General features: G+C 68.5%; 17 protein-coding genes. 5 read left to right on the forward strand and 12 right to left on the reverse strand.

Annotation, left to right across the window (positions count from 1 at the left end):
• Nucleotides 1–4 precede the first annotated feature (4 nt).
• Genes pth through GY170_RS10680 form a run of 3 tightly spaced genes read left to right on the forward strand, consistent with a single transcriptional unit; the run spans nt 5 to nt 2,161 of the window.
• Nucleotides 5–703 carry an aminoacyl-tRNA hydrolase gene (pth, locus tag GY170_RS10670; RefSeq protein ID WP_163893274.1) on the forward strand — a complete coding sequence of 233 codons (699 nt, stop codon included), beginning with the start codon at nt 5–7 and terminating at the stop codon, nt 701–703.
• Nucleotides 700–1,749, forward strand: coding sequence for a DUF2332 domain-containing protein (locus tag GY170_RS10675; RefSeq protein WP_163893276.1), 1,050 nt, complete (start codon nt 700–702; stop codon nt 1,747–1,749). The genes pth and GY170_RS10675 overlap by 4 nt, the downstream gene beginning before the upstream one ends.
• A gap of 34 nt (nt 1,750–1,783) precedes the next feature.
• Nucleotides 1,784–2,161, forward strand: coding sequence for a DUF2237 family protein (locus tag GY170_RS10680; RefSeq protein ID WP_163893279.1), 378 nt, complete (start codon nt 1,784–1,786; stop codon nt 2,159–2,161).
• Between the two features lie 36 nt (nt 2,162–2,197).
• Here the strand turns inward: GY170_RS10680 and GY170_RS10685 are convergent, their stop codons facing one another.
• The 7 genes from GY170_RS10685 to ihfB all read right to left on the reverse strand — a co-directional run bounded on the left by GY170_RS10685 (nt 2,198) and on the right by ihfB (nt 7,647).
• The gene (locus GY170_RS10685; protein WP_163893282.1) at nt 2,198–2,566 is read right to left on the reverse strand and encodes a hypothetical protein; all 369 of its coding nucleotides are present in this window, start codon (nt 2,564–2,566) and stop codon (nt 2,198–2,200) included.
• Nucleotides 2,567–2,731: 165 nt separating this feature from the next.
• Nucleotides 2,732–3,610: a DUF7282 domain-containing protein gene (locus GY170_RS10690; protein ID WP_163893285.1), complete on the reverse strand. Its 879-nt coding sequence runs from the start codon at nt 3,608–3,610 to the stop codon at nt 2,732–2,734.
• Nucleotides 3,611–3,759: 149 nt separating this feature from the next.
• Nucleotides 3,760–4,980, reverse strand: a complete 1,221-nt coding sequence (gene trpB, locus GY170_RS10695; protein ID WP_163893288.1) for a tryptophan synthase subunit beta — start codon at nt 4,978–4,980, stop codon at nt 3,760–3,762.
• 89 nt (nt 4,981–5,069) lie between these two features.
• Nucleotides 5,070–6,260, reverse strand: a complete 1,191-nt coding sequence (locus GY170_RS10700; protein ID WP_163893291.1) for a hypothetical protein — start codon at nt 6,258–6,260, stop codon at nt 5,070–5,072.
• Nucleotides 6,257–6,958, reverse strand: coding sequence for a phosphoribosylanthranilate isomerase (locus GY170_RS10705; protein WP_163893294.1), 702 nt, complete (start codon nt 6,956–6,958; stop codon nt 6,257–6,259). The genes GY170_RS10700 and GY170_RS10705 overlap by 4 nt, the downstream gene beginning before the upstream one ends.
• A 55-nt stretch (nt 6,959–7,013) precedes the next feature.
• The gene (locus GY170_RS10710) at nt 7,014–7,355 is read right to left on the reverse strand and encodes a lipopolysaccharide assembly protein LapA domain-containing protein (protein ID WP_163893297.1); all 342 of its coding nucleotides are present in this window, start codon (nt 7,353–7,355) and stop codon (nt 7,014–7,016) included.
• A gap of 10 nt (nt 7,356–7,365) precedes the next feature.
• Nucleotides 7,366–7,647: an integration host factor subunit beta gene (gene ihfB / locus GY170_RS10715; RefSeq protein ID WP_163893300.1), complete on the reverse strand. Its 282-nt coding sequence runs from the start codon at nt 7,645–7,647 to the stop codon at nt 7,366–7,368.
• Nucleotides 7,648–7,969: 322 nt separating this feature from the next.
• Between ihfB and GY170_RS10720 the strand changes: the two genes are divergently transcribed.
• Together GY170_RS10720 and GY170_RS10725 are read left to right on the forward strand one after the other, a co-directional pair.
• Nucleotides 7,970–8,563: an SRPBCC family protein gene (locus tag GY170_RS10720; protein WP_209316612.1), complete on the forward strand. Its 594-nt coding sequence runs from the start codon at nt 7,970–7,972 to the stop codon at nt 8,561–8,563.
• Nucleotides 8,563–8,898: an ArsR/SmtB family transcription factor gene (locus GY170_RS10725; RefSeq protein ID WP_163893307.1), complete on the forward strand. Its 336-nt coding sequence runs from the start codon at nt 8,563–8,565 to the stop codon at nt 8,896–8,898. The genes GY170_RS10720 and GY170_RS10725 overlap by 1 nt, the downstream gene beginning before the upstream one ends.
• Nucleotides 8,899–8,971: 73 nt before the next feature.
• Here the strand turns inward: GY170_RS10725 and rpsA are convergent, their stop codons facing one another.
• The 5 genes from rpsA to GY170_RS10750 all read right to left on the reverse strand — a co-directional run bounded on the left by rpsA (nt 8,972) and on the right by GY170_RS10750 (nt 14,928).
• Nucleotides 8,972–10,657 carry a 30S ribosomal protein S1 gene (rpsA, locus tag GY170_RS10730; RefSeq protein WP_163893310.1) on the reverse strand — a complete coding sequence of 562 codons (1,686 nt, stop codon included), beginning with the start codon at nt 10,655–10,657 and terminating at the stop codon, nt 8,972–8,974.
• Between the two features lie 465 nt (nt 10,658–11,122).
• Nucleotides 11,123–12,835, reverse strand: a complete 1,713-nt coding sequence (locus GY170_RS10735; protein WP_163893313.1) for a methyl-accepting chemotaxis protein — start codon at nt 12,833–12,835, stop codon at nt 11,123–11,125.
• 85 nt (nt 12,836–12,920) lie between these two features.
• Complete coding sequence (locus tag GY170_RS10740; RefSeq protein ID WP_163893316.1) at nt 12,921–13,496, reverse strand: hypothetical protein; 576 nt, start codon at nt 13,494–13,496, stop codon at nt 12,921–12,923.
• Between the two features lie 116 nt (nt 13,497–13,612).
• Nucleotides 13,613–14,254: a ChrR family anti-sigma-E factor gene (locus tag GY170_RS10745; RefSeq protein ID WP_163893351.1), complete on the reverse strand. Its 642-nt coding sequence runs from the start codon at nt 14,252–14,254 to the stop codon at nt 13,613–13,615.
• The gene (locus GY170_RS10750) at nt 14,251–14,928 is read right to left on the reverse strand and encodes a sigma-70 family RNA polymerase sigma factor (RefSeq protein ID WP_408003755.1); all 678 of its coding nucleotides are present in this window, start codon (nt 14,926–14,928) and stop codon (nt 14,251–14,253) included. The genes GY170_RS10745 and GY170_RS10750 overlap by 4 nt, the downstream gene beginning before the upstream one ends.
• Between the last annotated feature and the right edge of the window lie 30 nt (nt 14,929–14,958).

Raw genomic sequence — 14,958 nt, forward strand, 5'->3', positions numbered from 1 at the left:
TCCTATGAAACTCTTTGCAGGTCTCGGCAATCCGGGCGCCAAATACGCCCGCAACCGGCACAATATCGGCTTCATGGCGGTGGAGGAGATTGCCTCCGCCCATGGCTTCTCGCCCTGGCGTGGGCGCTTTCAGGGCTCCGTCTCCGAGGGGGTCCTCGGCGGCGAAAAGGTGCTGCTGCTCAAGCCGGAGACGTTTATGAACCTCTCCGGCCAGTCGGTCGGCGAGGCGCTGCGCTTCTACAAGCTGGGGCCGGAGGACCTGACCGTCTTCCATGACGAGATCGACCTCGCCCCCGGCAAACTGAAGCTCAAGCAGGGCGGCGGGCATGCGGGGCACAACGGCCTGCGCTCGATCCACCAGCATGTCGGCGAGGCCTACGGGCGGGTGCGCATGGGCGTCGGCCATCCGGGCCGGAAGGAGGCCGTGCCGGGCTACGTGCTGCACGATTTCCCCAAGGCCGACGAGGACTGGCTGGACGACATGATCCGCGGATGCGCCGACGGGGCGGAGGCGCTGGCGAAAGGCGACGGGCCGGGCTTCCTCAACGCCGTCAACCGGCGGCTGAACCCGGCGCGCAACGGCTCGAAGGCCGAGCCGCCGGCGGGGGAGAGTCCGCCGCCCGCGCCCAAGCCGGCGAAGAAGCCACCCAAGCCGGCGGAGAACAAGACCCCGTTCTACCGGCTCAAGGGGATGTTCAAGTGACGGGAGACCTGACCGAGCGCCTCGCGCAAGCCTTTGATTTTCAAGCGCATGCCTGCGAGGATCTCGGCTCGCCCTTCATGGGCCGGCTCTGCCGCCTGCTCCCCGGCCTGCTGCCCGCGCCGCTGCTGGAGCGTGTGGCGGGCATGGAGGGCGATCTCGGCCCGCGAGGTCAGTCCGTGCCGCTACGCCTCTGCGGCGCGCTTCACGCGCTGCGGTTGCAGGGCCGCGCCGGGCTGGCGAAGGTCTACCCACCGGAAGCCGCCGATGACCCGACGCTGGCCGCCGCGCTCTCCCACGCTTTGGAGGCGGAGGCGGAGTTCATCCACGGTTTTATCCACAGCCCGCCACAGACCAACGAGGTGCGCCGCTCCTGTGCGCTATTGCCCGCTGCCGCATGGCTTTCCGCCCGCCGCGCCCTGCCCCTCACGCTCTCCGAGCTCGGCGCCTCGGCGGGCCTGAACCTGCATTTCGGCGAGTTCGCGCTGGAGACGCCGGCGGGCCGCATCGGCGCCCCCGACCCCGCCCTCGTGCTGACGCCGGAGTGGCGGGGAGAGGCGCCGATCGTCTCCCCCATCGAGGTGGCAGGCGGCGCGGGGGCGGACCTCAGCCCCATCGATCCGGTGGAGGACAGGCTGCGCCTGCTCTCCTACCTCTGGCCCGACCAGCCAGAGCGGCTGGAGCTGACCGAGGCGGCGCTGACGTTGCCGCCCGCACGGGTCGACAAGGCCGACGCGGCGGACTGGATCGAGGCGCGCCTCGCCGAGCCGCGCCCCGGCCACTGGCACCTGATCTACCACACCATCGCCTGGCAGTACTTCCCGGCCCCCGTGCAGGAGCGCGCCGAGGCGGCGATTCGGGGCGCCGGCGCCCGCGCGACGGCGGAGGCGCCGCTGGCGTGGCTGGCGATGGAGCAGGATGGCGGGCGGCCCGGCGCCGGGCTGCGCCTGCGGCTCTGGGATGGCGGGGCGGAGGAGGACCACCTCCTCGCCCGCGTCGACTTCCACGGCCGCTGGATCGACTGGCAAGGTGCCCTACCTGCCGAATGATGACCGCGCACCCGACCTTCTGAAGGAGCGAGACATGGAGCCCGACTTTCCCGTCAACGTCCTCGGCGAGGCGCTGCACCCCTGCTCGCGAGAGCCGCTGACCGGCTTCTTCCGCGACGGGCACTGCAACACCTGCATGGAGGATAGCGGCAGCCATACCGTCTGCGCGGTGATGACGGCGGAATTCCTCGCCTTCTCGAAATACGTCGGCAACGACCTCTCGACGCCTCGGCCGGAGTTCGGCTTCGCCGGGCTCAACCCCGGCGACAAGTGGTGCCTCTGCGCCGCGCGCTTCATGCAGGCCCATGACGAGGGCTGTGCGCCCCGCGTCGACCTCGCCGCCACGCATCGCCGGGCGCTGGAGATCGTGCCGATGGCGGTGCTGGAGGGCCACGCCGCCCGCGCCGAATAGGGGCTGGGCAGCCTCAGCCGCCCGGCCCCGCGGGATTTACATGTCCTGAGCCATCTCGGCGGCGTTCTCGCCCATCATGGCGTCGTCCATCATGCCGTCATCTGCCATGTCGCCCGACATCATGTCGTCATCCGCGATCATGTCATCGCCCGCCATGTCGTCTGCCATCATGGTGTCGCCCATCGTCGCCATGCGGATCTCGTCGGCGGTGACCATGCCGTCGGCGTCGGCGTCCCGCGCATTCACGAAGGCCATGGCGGCATCGGCGCCGAAGACCGCTTCCAGCTCGGCCATCGTCAGCATGCCGTCGGAATCAGTATCGATGTCGGTGAAGAGCGTCTGGGCGCTGGCGGTGCCGGCGGCGAGGGCCAGCGTGCCGGCGGCGAGGATCTGGTGGAGTTTCATGTCTCTTCCTTTCCTGTCAGCTTTCGCAAAAGCCTGGGGCGCGACGCCATGGGGGAAAGACATCTGACGGCCACGTGAACAGGCTGGCAAAGGAAAACCGCCGCCCCCCGGGTAGGGAGCGGCGGCTTTTCGTCGTGGCGCCGGGGCGCCAGTCGTCCGGGTAGATTACCGGGTGAACTGCTCGGCGACCACCTCGCCATCCACCGTCACGGGCGTGTCGACGTCGGTCCGGTCGATGCCGAACTCGTAGGTCTCATTCCCGTTCGTCTCCTCGTGGAGCATGGCGACGTAGTCCTCGCCTTCCACGTAGTCGTAGTCGATGGTCACGGCGACGTCGGTGTTTTCACCGGCGGTGACCCAGGTGTGGCCCAGCGACTGGGGAACCAAAGTTTCGCCGTCTTCAACCGCGTGGATGACCAGATAGCCATCGACATCGGCCATGACGGTCGAGAAGGTCGCGGTGTCGCCATCGAACATCACGTCCGACACATCCACCATCGGCGCGCCCGACATGTCCATGTCGTCGCTCATCTCGTCCTCGGCCATCTCGTCCACCGGCTCGACACCGGCGGTGGCGTCGTCTTCCATGACAGCCTGCGCGTTGATCGGCGTCTCCTCGTCATCGACGAAGAACTCGCCATCGTAGTTGTAGCGCGCCATGAGCGGCTGGCCGTCCATCATGACAGGCGTGTCAGCCATGTCGCCGTCGTAGTCGAACATCGCGTTGTCGCCCGACTCCTCGTAGAGCGAGGCGGTGTAGCGCGAGCCGCTGTTCAGACCTTCGGGCAGCTCGACCGTCACCTCGTCGTTGGCGCCAGCGGTAATCGGGGCACTGAAATAGCGGTCGGCGATGGGTTCACCCATCTCGTCGACCTCCTGCAGCACGAGGTATCCGTCGTTGGTGGCCACGACGTCGGAGAAGGCGACGGAGTTCTCACCATAGGTCGGCGCGCTCATGCCCATGGAGGGCTCCATGTCAGATTGAGCGGTGGCCGCGGTGGCGGCGAGGGCGGTGGCAGCGGTCGTGAGGAAAAGCGTCTTCATGCCGGTTCCTCCTGTCTGTTGGTTCAGGTGTCGCGGCCGGGCGTCTCCCGACCGCGGTTGCCAAACCAACGGGCGCCGCGCCGCATCGTTGCGCGCCTCAAGCGGGCGTGACTCTCTCGAACGCTGCCGTGAGGCGGAGGTGTGGAGCCCTAGAGCTCCACCCCGAGGTGCTTGGCGACGGTGAAGATGTCCTTGTCGCCCCGGCCGCACATGTTCATGCAGATCAGCGTCTCGGCCGGCAGGTCGGGGGCGATCTTCATGACGTGGGCCAGCGCATGGCACGGCTCCAGCGCCGGGATGATCCCTTCCAGCTCGGTGCAGAGCTTGAAGGCCTCCAGCGCCTCCTTGTCGGTGATGGAGACGTATTCCGCCCGGCCCGTATCGTGCAGCCACGCATGCTCCGGCCCGATGCCGGGGTAATCGAGCCCGGCGGAGATGGAGAAGCCCTCGAGGATCTGCCCGTCATCGTCCTGCAAGAGGTACGTTCGGTTGCCATGCAGCACGCCCGGGCGCCCGCCGGTGAGGGAGGCGCAGTGCTGCATCGTCTCGTCCACCCCCTTGCCGCCGGCCTCGACGCCGATGATCCGCACCGACGGGTCATCGAGGAACGGGTAGAACAGCCCCATGGCGTTGGAGCCGCCGCCGATGGCCGCGGTGATGATGTCTGGCAGGCGGCCCTCGGCCTTCAGCATTTGCGCCTTGGCCTCGGTGCCGATGATCGACTGGAAGTCGCGAACCATGGCCGGATACGGGTGCGGGCCGGCGACGGTGCCGATGCAGTAGAAGGTGTCGCGCACGTTGGTCACCCAGTCGCGCATCGCGTCGTTCATCGCATCCTTCAGCGTGCCGCGGCCGGAGGTGACGGGGATCACCTCGGCGCCCAGCAGCTTCATGCGGAAGACGTTGGGCTTCTGCCGCTCGACATCATGCGCGCCCATGTAGACGACGCATTTCAGTCCGAACTTGGCGCAGACGGTCGCCGTCGCCACGCCGTGCTGGCCGGCGCCAGTCTCGGCGATGATGCGGTTCTTGCCCATGCGGCGCGCGAGCAGGATCTGCCCGAGCACGTTGTTGATCTTGTGCGCGCCTGTGTGGTTCAGCTCATCGCGCTTGAAGTAGATCTTGGCGCCGCCCAGATGCTCCGTCATCCGCTCGGCGTAATAGAGCGGAGAGGGGCGGCCGACGTAATGCTCCCACAGATCGTCCATCTGCGCCCAGAAGGACTCATCCGTCTTCGCCTTCTCGTATTCTTCCTGCAGCTCGAGGATGAGCGGCATCAGCGTTTCGGAGACGAAGCGGCCACCGAAAATGCCGAAGCGGCCCGTCTCGTCCGGGCCCTGCGTGAAGGAGTTGATGCGATCGTCGGGCATGGGGCCTCTCCTCGTCTGGGGGCGGCCTCAAGAAGGGTCGGCGCGCCGCCCGGCACACTAGGCCGCCCGGCGCCCGCCGGCAAGCGGGGCTAGCTCCCGGTGCTGTTCGCGGGCTGGGCGGCGGCCGCCGCTGCCCGCTCCGCCTCCCGGCGCAGCCGGTCGGCCCTGGCGCGGCGATCCGCCTCGCGGTTGCGCTTGTAGATGTCCCACCGGTAGCGGAGGCGGTTGGCCCGGCTCGTCTCCACCCCGAGGATCTGCAGCACCGCGCCGCGCATCAGCGCCGGCACGTTGCGGCCCTTGTTCACCGGCTCCAGCCCCTTCTCGAACAGCCACTCCGCCAGCTCCGGCCCGAGGCTGCCAGCGTAGGAGACGATGTGGTCGCTGTCGCGGAACATCACCGGCCCCTCCTTCGCCGGCGGGAAGGGGCGGCCAATCCTCTCCTGGATCCACTCCAGATCGTCGCCATGCGCCTGCAGGAAGTGCTCCAGCGTCTCCGGCGCGAGGCGGATCGGGTTGCGCCCGAAGCCGTACATCAGGTTGACGAGATCGATCTGCGCCTGCTGCTCGGCGCCCCTCAGCGGGCTCGGCCCGTCCTTGTGGCGCCAAGCATAGAAGACGGCCGCGCCTTCCGCTGTCAGCGAGGGGTTGGCGTAGGTGGCGGTCGGCGGCACACGCTCCGCATCCAGCCCGACGCGGGCGACGAAATCGGCCACCACGTCGCCGCCGGGATAGGCGGCGGGGTCATAGAGCGTCAACTCCGCCTCGCGCCCCGACTCGCGCATGACGTGCACCCAGCCCTGAAAGCGGAAGCGGTAACGCGGGTAGAGCCGGCTGAGGCGGAACTGGCGGAAGCCGGCCTGCACCCGCTGCCCGAAGTCGGAGGCCATGAAGCTCGACGGGTCGCGCACGTAGCCGATGGCGCGGATATCGGAGACATGGCGCCTCAGGTGCGACATCAGCTTGGGCCGGAAGAGCCCGGGCGGGAAGGTCGACAGCTCCTCCCCCGAGAGGATGACGCTGGCGGGCGCGGCGGCGCGGAGGGCGGCGTCGATCTTCTCTCGGGCCGCTGCACGCTCCGCCGGCCAGTCGGACTCGTCGTCGCTGGCGTAAAAGCCGCGCGGCGGCTCGTCGAGATAGGCGAGCTTCAGCGGGATGGAATGGTTGGAGTAGCCGAGATCGAGGTAGCGCGTCTCGCCGTCGTCGTAGCCGGCGAGGCGGTGCTGAAGCGTCGTGGTGCCGGTCTTGTGCATCCCCAGATGCAGGATGGCCTGCCTCGTCATGGGGCGGCGTCCGCGCCGAGGGCGCGGGCGAAGGCGTGGATGCGGGCGCTGTCCTTCTGGCCCGGCGCCGACTCGACACCTGAGGAGACATCCACCTGCCGCGCGCCCGTCAGCCGCACCGCCTCTGCCACGTTCTGCGCCGTCAGCCCGCCTGCGAGCATCCATGGAACGGGCCAGCGGCGGTTGGCGATCAGCCGCCAGTCGAAGGCCACGCCGTTGCCGCCCGGCAGCGCTGCGCCCTTTGGCGCCTTGGCATCGACGAGCAGCTGGTCCGCCACCGCAGCCTGCGCCTCCAGCAGCGCAAGGTCGGCGGCCTCCGCGACGCCGACGGCTTTCATGACCGGCAGCCCCGTCAGGCCGCGCACCTCGGCCACCCGTTCGGGCGGCTCGGCGCCGTGCAGCTGGATCATGTCGAGCGGCGCGGCATCGAGCACGGAGGCCAGCAGCTCATCCGATGGATTGACGAAGAGGCCGACCTTCATGCGCCCCATTGGCACCTCGCCCGCCAACATCCGCGCCTCTTGGGCGGAGACGTTGCGGGGCGAGCGGGGGAAGAAGACGAAGCCGAAATAGGCGGCGCCCGCCTCGGCCGCCGCCACCACATGCTCCGCCTCGCGAAGCCCGCATATTTTCAGCCGGATGCTCACGAGGGCGATGTATGAAACCAGAACAACTTTGAAAAGGACTGCCGCTGCCATGCGGCTTCTAGAGAGGCGAGAGGGGCCCTTGAGCGGGGCCCACCGCGTTCAGCCCCTATTCGAGCAGCGCCAGCACCTCGTCCTTGCCTTCGTGCTTCTCGACCTTCAGGCGCCCGACCTCCTGGCGGAGCGCATCGGCCTCGCGGCCGCGGCGCCGCATCTCCGAGCGGTAGCGCGACTCGCGGATCCACTCCCACAGGAAGCCGATCAGCAGGCCCGCGGCCACGCCGAGGAAGATGACGACAAAGAGCGGCACCTCGATATCGGGGGAGACCCCGAGCAGGTCGCTCAACGTCTCCGGCATGGCGCGCACGGTTACGAGCCCACGGTTGGCGATGCCGATCGCAATCAGGCACAGCGCAACGATACCCCAGAAGGCATAACGAATGGTTTTCATGGCGCTGATCCTACTTGCCGTTGAGCCGGTCGCGCAACAGCTTGCCGGTCTTGAAGAAGGGGACGTACTTCTCCTCCACCGCCACGGCTTCACCCGTCCGGGGGTTGCGGCCCGTCCGGGGGTCGCGCTTCTTGACGGAGAAGGCGCCGAAGCCGCGCAGTTCCACCCTGTCGCCCTCCGACAGCGCCGAGGTGATCTGCTCGAAGATCGTGTTCACGATCTTCTCGACATCACGCTGGTAGAGGTGGGGATTTTCGTCAGCGATCTTCTGGATCAGCTCTGACCGGATCATTGGCGGCGCCTCCGTCGGATCTGTGGCAGACGTGTTTTTGTCGTTCTACCCAACCAACTATAGGGCGAAACCCGGCCACCTCAAAGGGCCGCTGGCGCCCATTGTGCCGTGATTTTGGGGAATAAATTCGCTTTGCCGTGCATTTCGCCCTGCGAAGGCCGACGCGCGGCGCCTGCGGCAGAATGCCGCAGTGCAGTAAGGCGGCTGTGATTCGCCCGCGGTGCTTGCACGAAGTATTAGCCGACACTAATATAAGAGAATTCTTTTGGAGTAATATTAGATGAGATTTGCAGATCACCTGGGCCATGTCGAGCGATCCGTCGTGAGCCTGACCCGCGAGGGACGCGAGGCGAAGGCCGTCACCCTCGCCCGCCCCTATAACACCGATGCCGCCGACCTCTGGGAGGTGCTGACAAGCCCCGAGCGCCTGCCCCGCTGGTTCGCCCCCGTGGAGGGCGAGTTCAAACTTGGCGGCCGTTTCAAGGTGCAGGGCAATGCCGGCGGCAAGATCCTCGAATGTGCCCCGCCCCGAAGGCTGGAGCTGACGTGGGAGATGGGCGAGGAGATCAGCTGGGTCTCCGTCACGCTGGAGGAGCTGGGGCCGGAGCAGACCCGGCTGACGCTCGTGCACACCGCCTTCGTCAGCCCCTTCTGGGATCAGTTCGGCCCCGGCGCCGTTGGCGTGGGCTGGGATCTCGCGCTTCTCGGCCTCGCCTTGCACCTCTCCGATCCCTCGGCAGAGAAGCCGGACGAGAGCAGCTTCCACCTGCAGCCGGACGGCCGCGCCTTCATCACCGGCTCGGCGGAGAGCTGGGGCACGGCGGACGAGGCCGGCGGCGAGAGCGCCGACAACGCCCGTCGCCGCGCCGCCGCTACGGCCGCCTTCTATACCGGCGAGCAGCCGCCGGGCGCCTGATGGGGGCCTTCGACATCCTGGGGGATCCCGTCCGCCGCCGCATCCTCGAGCTCCTGGCGGAGGACGCGCTGACCTCCGGCCAGATCGTGGAGGTGATCCGCGCCGAGCATGGCATCACGCAGGCGGCGGTCTCGCAGCACCTGCGGGTCCTGCGGGAGGCCGGCTTTGCCACCGTCACGCCCGAGGGCACACGCCGCATCTACACCCTCGACCCGGCCCCCCTCGCCGAGGTGGACGCCTGGCTCAGCCGCTTCCGCGCCGTCTGGGAGCCGAAACTCGCCGCCATCGAGACGGAGGTGGCGCGCGGCAAGAAGGCGCGGCGGCAGACCCGCTGACGCCCCCCGACAAAGAAAAAGCCCCGCGCCGTCTCCGGCGCGGGGCTTCCCGTTCGGGCCGAGGCCCGAGGATTTACTGGTCGTCGTTGCCGCGCAGGGCCGCGCCGAGGATGTCGCCGAGCGAGGCGCCGGAGTCGGAGGAGCCGTACTGCTCGACCGCTTCCTTCTCTTCGGCGATCTCGCGGGCCTTGATCGACAGGCCCAGCTTGCGGGTCTTGGAGTCGACCTGCGTCACGCGCACGTCGACCTTGTCACCGGGCTGGAACCGCTCGGGCCGCTGCTCGGAGCGATCACGCGACAGGTCGGAGCGGCGGATGAAGGACTTCATGCCCTCGTACTCCACCTCGATCCCGCCATCTTCGATCTTCGTCACCTCGACGGTGACGATCGAGCCGCGCTTCACGCCGCCGATCGCCTCGGCGAACGGATCCTCGCCAAGCTCCTTGATGGAGAGCGAGATGCGCTCCTTCTCGATATCGACCTCGGAGACCTTCGCCTTGACGATGTCGCCCTTGCGATACTCCTGGATGGCCTGCTCGCCGCGCTGATCCCAGCTGAGATCGGAGAGGTGAACCATGCCGTCGATATCGCCCGGAAGGCCGATGAAGAGGCCGAACTCGGTGATGTTCTTCACCTCGCCCTCGACTTCGGTGCCCGCCGGGTGCGTCTCGGCGAAGACTTCCCACGGGTTGCGCATCGTCTGCTTCAGGCCGAGCGAGACACGGCGCTTGGCGCTGTCGATCTCGAGGACCATGACATCCACTTCCTGCGAGGTGGAGACGATCTTGCCGGGGTGCACGTTCTTCTTCGTCCAGGACATTTCCGAGACGTGAACCAGGCCTTCGACACCGGGCTCCAGCTCCACGAAGGCGCCGTAATCGGTGATGTTGGTGACGCGGCCGGTGTGCACCGAGCCCAGAGCGAACTTCTGCTCGACCGTATCCCACGGGTCGGCCTGAAGCTGCTTCATGCCGAGCGAGATGCGGTGCGTCTCCTTGTTGATCTTGATGACCTGGACCTTCACGGTCTCGCCGATCGACAGGATCTCCGAGGGGTGGTTCACACGGCGCCAGGCCATGTCGGTCACGTGCAGCAGCCCGTCGACGCCGCCGAGATCAACGAACGCACCGTATTCGGTGATGTTCTTGACCACGCCGTCCACCGCCTGACCCTCGGTGAGGTTGGCGATGACTTCGGCGCGCTGTTCGGCGCGGGACTCTTCCAGGATGGCGCGGCGCGAGACAACGATGTTGCCGCGGCGACGATCCATCTTGAGGATCTGGAAGGGCTGCTTGAGGCCCATGAGCGGGCCCGCGTCGCGCACGGGGCGCACGTCGACCTGGGAGCCGGGCAGGAAGGCCACGGCGCCGCCGAGATCGACGGTGAAGCCGCCCTTGACGCGGCCGAAGATGGCGCCTTCGACGCGCTCTTCGTCGGCATAGGCCTTCTCGAGCCGGTCCCACGCCTCTTCACGGCGCGCCATCTCGCGGGAGATGACGGCTTCGCCGCGGGCGTTCTCAACCTGGCGGAGATACACCTCGACTTCATCGCCGACATTGATGTCGGGCGACTCGCCGGGGTTCGCGAATTCCTTGAGATCGACGCGGCCTTCCATCTTGTAGCCGACGTCGATGATGGCCTGTCCCGCTTCGACAGCGATGACCCGGCCTTTGACGACACTGCCCTCGTTGGGCGTGTCCATTTCGAGGCTTTCGTTCAGGAGGGCCTCGAACTCCTCCATGGATGTATCTTGAGCCATGTGGCTAATCAGTTTCCTTTTCGTGCGTTTTTCCGGCCACGCGGTTGTCTCCGCGGGTCTTCAGGTGAATTTGGCCAAGGCTGGCGGAGGGGCGGTGGCGTAAACAAAAAGGGTCGGTGCCCCCGACCCTGCTCACGCTCCGCCCGCGACTGTCCCGCCGCTTCGGCAGCGTCGATATAGGCGCAGGGCGCCGCAGGGGCAAGGGAAATAAGGCCGTTGCGGACGGGAGGGGGGTGGCCAACCGCTGGTCTGCGGGGCCGGTCCCCCTGCCCGGCCTGCGGGAGGGGCGCCAGCATCGGCCGGTCAGCGCCGGCGACGCTCTGCCCGCTCTCTCTGCACATACGTCCGAGACTTACTCATCGACCCGCCCCCTGCCCCTCCCGCGTCTCACGAAGCAACGGTGACTCGCCCACGCAAAGCGCCCCGCCGGATGAAGGCGGGGCGCTGCCTGGTCTGGGGGCCGGGTCAGGCGGCGGCGCGGTGGGCGCCGGGGCCGGCCTGGGCGATGCGGAACTGCCCGACCAGAGAGGCGAGCCGGTCGGCGTCGGCGTAGAGCGTATGTGCGGCGGCCGTGCTCTCTTCCACCATGGCGGCGTTCTGCTGGGTGACCTGATCCAGCGAGGTGACGCCGGTGTTGATCTCGTCCAGCGAGTTGGCCTGCTCCACCGTGCCGGCGGCGATGCCCGTCACCAGCTCGGAGATGTGGCTGACCCGCTCGACGATGGAGCCCAGCGCCTCGCCGGCCTTGCCGACCAGATGCACGCCCTCGCCCACCTGCGCGGAGGAGCCGGAGATGAGATCCTTGATCTCCTTGGCGGCATCGGAGGTCCGCTGCGCCAGCACCCGCACCTCGGAGGCGACCACGGCGAAGCCCTTGCCCGCCTCGCCGGCGCGCGCCGCCTCGACCCCGGCGTTGAGCGCCAGAAGGTTGGTCTGGAAGGCGATGTCGTCGATGACGCCAATGATCTGGCTGATCTGCTCGGAGCTTTTCTCGATCTTCGTCATCGCGCCGACCGCGCTCTGCACCACCTGGCCGGACTTCTCGGCATGGGTGCGGGCGTCGGTGACGATGCTCTCCACCTCGCGGGAGCCATCGGCGGCGGAGCGGACGGAGGTCGTCAGCTCGTCGAGCGCCGCGGCCGTCTCCTCCAGCGTGGCGGCCTGGTTCTCCGTCCGCCGCGACAGATCGTCGGAGGAGGCGGAGACGGAGCCGATGCCTTCGCGGATCGAGTTGGCGGCCGAGTAGACCTGCCCGATGGCGGCGGAGAGACGCTCGACGGCGCGGTTGAAGTCGGCGCGCAGCTGCTCGTACTCGCTGCCGAGCGCGCCGTCGATCCGGTGGGTGAGGTCGCCCTCGGCCAGCGCCGTCAGGCCACGGCCGAGCCGATCCACCACCGCTGCCTGCCCGGCGCGGGCCGCCTCACGCTCGTTCTCCGCGGCGCGGGCGGCGGAAAGCCGGCCGACCATCGCGTCGAGGGCGCGGGCGATGGCACCGATCTCGTCGGTCTTGTTCGTCAGCGGAACATGGGTGTCGTAGTCGCCTTCGGCCACGCGGTTGATCGAGGCGTTGATCGTCGTCAGCGGGCGGCCGATCATGCGGCGCGTCAGCTCGGTGCTCACCACGAGCAGGAGCAGGAACACCCCGACGACGATGGCATAGGTCTGCCGCTGCTCCCCGGCGAGCCAGGCGAGCATCGCATCGGGCTTCCATGCCACGGCGACGGCGCCTGTCACCTCGCCATCGCCCCCGAACAGGACGGGCCGCGCGATCCAGAAGCCATCGCCGTCGACGATGGGCGTGGCGGACTGCCGCGCCTCCGCGCTCATGCTGGCCAGCGTCTGCTGCAGGCCGCCGGTCATGTCACCGCGCTGCGCGAGGACGTCGCCGTTGACGTCATAGACGACGATGCCGACGAAATGCTCACCGGCGCGCTCGACATGGTAGTCGAGCTCTTCCTCGATGGCCTCGGTATTGCCGAAGCGGACATGCCCCGAGAGAACGTGCGCTTCCGAGGCCGAGATCTCTGTCACGTTGAAGCGCATGCCGACCTTCGCGACCTCGGTCGTCGAGGCGGCGGAGAGGAAGGCCATGATGGCCACGACGATGGCCGTCGTCACCGCCGAAAGGCCGGCGGCCTTCATGAATACAGAGCCCGTGATGAAATTCAGGCCGCCCATGTTCTGTCTCAACGTCTTGACCTTTCGCTTCTGTCCTCGGGTCGGCCGGCGACCCCCGATCTGGCCCGGCCGACGGGGAAAATGGTTATTCGAGCGCGGCGGCGTTCACGCCGACGGTGATGGCGCCGATGGGCGCGTCGGTCGCCGGGTCGACGACGGTGAAGGAGATCTGCATGGCGTAGACCTGCGAGGATTCGTCGAACTCCACCTCGCTGACGTGGAAGGCGCCGGCGCCGGCGCCATAGGTCTCGGCATGCTTGGCCTCGTCGCCCTGCCAGTAGTCGGAGGTGGCCGAGCTGGCGGCGACGTTGAGGCCCTGCGCATCCATCACGAAGAGCTCCGTGATGATGCCCTGCGCCTCGCTCACCGTCTCCCGCAGGAGATCGGAGACGGGCGTGTCCAGCACGGAGTCGACGAGCGGGCTTTCCGAGCGGCCCACCTGGGCGGCCCATTGCCGGTCGAACTCGGCGATGTCGTCGGCGCTGTAGTCGGCCGTGACGGCATTGTGGGCGAGGATCGCCTCGATCACCATCGGGTCGGTGACGATCGGCACGACCGTCCCGTCGTAGAAAGCCTGCTGCTCGGCGGTCATGTCGGCAGCGGCAGCGGAGTGAGCCGCGACCGAGACGGTGGCGGCGCTCAGGAGAATGCGCAGAATCATGTCTGTCCTATCCTTCGAGGGGACGTCGCCCCGTTTGGCGATGCCCCGAATAGCGGACAGGTGCTGACAGAGAGTGAAGATCGGCGGGCGAGGACAGGACTGCCGGCCCCATCGCGTCAGATCCGGAAGAACCTCTGCGCCAGACGCGGCACGATTCCACGGAAGTGCAGCGGCGCGTCGGCGGCGGCGAGGCAGATGCAGACCTCCCCCGGCTCGGCAATGGGCTGGTGGCCCTCGTCGTCATCCTCCACCGCCACGTCCCCGGGGCCGAAGCGGCCGGAGGCGTCGCGGTAGGCGCCCTGCAGCACCAGAGTCAGCTCCAGCCCGCGGTGCCCGTGCTCGGGCATCGCCTGCCCCGGCGGGATGTAGAGAAGCCGCACGCTGCCGCGCGCGCTCTCCTCCAGCATGCATTGCCGGGCGCCGTTGCCGAGGCTGCGCCAGCGCGGCTCCGCCCCCTCCAGCGCCTCGACGACGGGCGCGGGATAGGGGCCGCGGCGGCGCCATGTCGGCACGGCAGCCTCCGGCTCGGGCCCGGCCAGCTCGGCGAAGAGTCGGCTGCGCAGCTCGGGGGAGACGGCAGTGGCCCCCACCTCCTCCAGCACCGCGCCGCCGGCGGCCTCGTGGGCGGTCAGCGCCGCGCGGCACTCATCGCAGAGCGAGACGTGGGCGGCGACGACCAGCTCGAAGGCATAGTCGAGACTGCCGCCCGCGTAGGCGGCGAGGATCTCGTCCGGCAGGTGGTGGGTGATGGCGTTCATGACCGGAGGTCTTTCAGTTCGTGGCGCAGCCGGTCCAGCCCCAGGCGGATGCGCGACTTGATGGTGCCGAGGGGCAGGCCCGTCTCGGCATGAATTTCGCTGTGGGTGAGATCGCCGAGGTAAGCGCGCTCGATCACGGCCCGCTGCTCGGGCGTCAGCGCGAGGAGGGCGCGGCCCAAAGCCTCGGCCTCCTGCTCCAGCCCGAGGATGTCCCCGGCGCCGGCATCGCCGGAGGCGGGCTCGGGCGCATTGTCCAGCGCCTCGGGCTCGGGCCGCCGGCTGCGGCGGGCGATGTCGATCTGCCGGTTGCGGGCGATGCGGAAAATCCAGGCGGAAACGGGCGCGCGGGCGGGATCGTACTGCGCCGCCTTGCGCCAGATGGTGAGCATCACGTCCTGCACGATGTCCTCCGCCAGCGCCGGCGTGGCACCGCCGCGGATGGCCATGGCCTTCAGGCGCGGCGCGTAGTGATCGAAGAGGGCCCCGAATGCCGCCCGGTCGCGCCCGTCGCGCACGGCGAGCATCTGCTTGGTCTGCTCGCAGAGGGCGCGCGGCTGCGCCTCTCCTGCCCGCTCGTCCTGGCCCGCGTCGCTGCCCATGGTCGTCGTCACCTCACCCGCCGCCCGGGTGGGAGGCGGGGGCAGTGTCGCAGCAGGGGACGCGTCATTCAACATGGCCGGTTTACGATGCCCCGGCGTGGGTGG

It is taken from the genome of Pseudoroseicyclus tamaricis (assembly GCF_012070395.1).
GTDB classification, from domain to species: domain Bacteria; phylum Pseudomonadota; class Alphaproteobacteria; order Rhodobacterales; family Rhodobacteraceae; genus Pseudoroseicyclus_A; species Pseudoroseicyclus_A tamaricis.

What these genes read in the sequence shown, in the direction of transcription:
- pth (WP_163893274.1), top strand. Translation starts at nt 5, where the DNA reads ATGAAACTCTTTGCAGGTCTCGGCAATCCGGGCGCCAAATACGCCCGC.
- ihfB (WP_163893300.1), bottom strand. Translation starts at nt 7,647, where the DNA reads ATGATCCGGTCAGAGCTGATCCAGAAGATCGCTGACGAAAATCCCCAC.
- GY170_RS10690 (WP_163893285.1), bottom strand. Translation starts at nt 3,610, where the DNA reads ATGAAGACGCTTTTCCTCACGACCGCTGCCACCGCCCTCGCCGCCACC.
- GY170_RS10740 (WP_163893316.1), bottom strand. Translation starts at nt 13,496, where the DNA reads ATGATTCTGCGCATTCTCCTGAGCGCCGCCACCGTCTCGGTCGCGGCT.
- GY170_RS10710 (WP_163893297.1), bottom strand. Translation starts at nt 7,355, where the DNA reads ATGAAAACCATTCGTTATGCCTTCTGGGGTATCGTTGCGCTGTGCCTG.
- rpsA (WP_163893310.1), bottom strand. Translation starts at nt 10,657, where the DNA reads ATGGCTCAAGATACATCCATGGAGGAGTTCGAGGCCCTCCTGAACGAA.
- GY170_RS10680 (WP_163893279.1), top strand. Translation starts at nt 1,784, where the DNA reads ATGGAGCCCGACTTTCCCGTCAACGTCCTCGGCGAGGCGCTGCACCCC.
- trpB (WP_163893288.1), bottom strand. Translation starts at nt 4,980, where the DNA reads ATGCCCGACGATCGCATCAACTCCTTCACGCAGGGCCCGGACGAGACG.
- GY170_RS10745 (WP_163893351.1), bottom strand. Translation starts at nt 14,254, where the DNA reads ATGAACGCCATCACCCACCACCTGCCGGACGAGATCCTCGCCGCCTAC.
- GY170_RS10725 (WP_163893307.1), top strand. Translation starts at nt 8,563, where the DNA reads ATGGGGGCCTTCGACATCCTGGGGGATCCCGTCCGCCGCCGCATCCTC.
- GY170_RS10700 (WP_163893291.1), bottom strand. Translation starts at nt 6,260, where the DNA reads ATGACGAGGCAGGCCATCCTGCATCTGGGGATGCACAAGACCGGCACC.
- GY170_RS10735 (WP_163893313.1), bottom strand. Translation starts at nt 12,835, where the DNA reads ATGGGCGGCCTGAATTTCATCACGGGCTCTGTATTCATGAAGGCCGCC.
- GY170_RS10685 (WP_163893282.1), bottom strand. Translation starts at nt 2,566, where the DNA reads ATGAAACTCCACCAGATCCTCGCCGCCGGCACGCTGGCCCTCGCCGCC.
- GY170_RS10705 (WP_163893294.1), bottom strand. Translation starts at nt 6,958, where the DNA reads ATGGCAGCGGCAGTCCTTTTCAAAGTTGTTCTGGTTTCATACATCGCC.
- GY170_RS10750 (WP_408003755.1), bottom strand. Translation starts at nt 14,928, where the DNA reads ATGTTGAATGACGCGTCCCCTGCTGCGACACTGCCCCCGCCTCCCACC.